Here is a 391-nt window from a genome sequence, read left to right as displayed (position 1 = left end):
ACAACCCGGATAGTTTCCACGTCCATCTCAAGACGCTTCCGCTATCCAAATTACTTACTTCTTCCAGATTGTTAAAGAACGACAGCCGATATCTGTTGATATCCTCTGACTGGCTCAATCGCCAATGACAAAGACTCGAACAATCGTCATTTGAATGTTTGTCATTGAGGATTATCGAAAGCGGCCGGCATTATAACCGTTTAAACCGCTAACAGACAGTCTTTCTGTCTTTATCAACAGCCGATAAGCGTGAGCGCTCAACTTTGCGAGATAGCTCTGGAAAGGAGGTGATCCAGCCGCACCTTCCGATACGGCTACCTTGTTACGACTTCACCCCAGTCATGAATCCTACCGTGGTGACCGTCCTCCTTGCGGTTAGACTAGCCACTTC

Annotated in this window: 1 rRNA gene; it reads right to left on the bottom strand. The window is 47.3% G+C overall.

Going from position 1 to position 391, the window contains the following annotated elements:
• Positions 1–280 precede the first annotated feature (280 nt).
• Positions 281–391: ribosomal RNA gene (locus H0X95_RS35790) — 16S ribosomal RNA — on the bottom strand; the annotation flags it as partial.

This window comes from Burkholderia sp. 9779_493 (assembly GCF_015712215.1).
In the GTDB taxonomy this organism is placed as follows: domain Bacteria; phylum Pseudomonadota; class Gammaproteobacteria; order Burkholderiales; family Burkholderiaceae; genus Burkholderia; species Burkholderia cenocepacia.
Note: the sequence above shows the minus strand (reverse complement) of the source record. Positions and strands in the feature narration are given on the sequence as shown.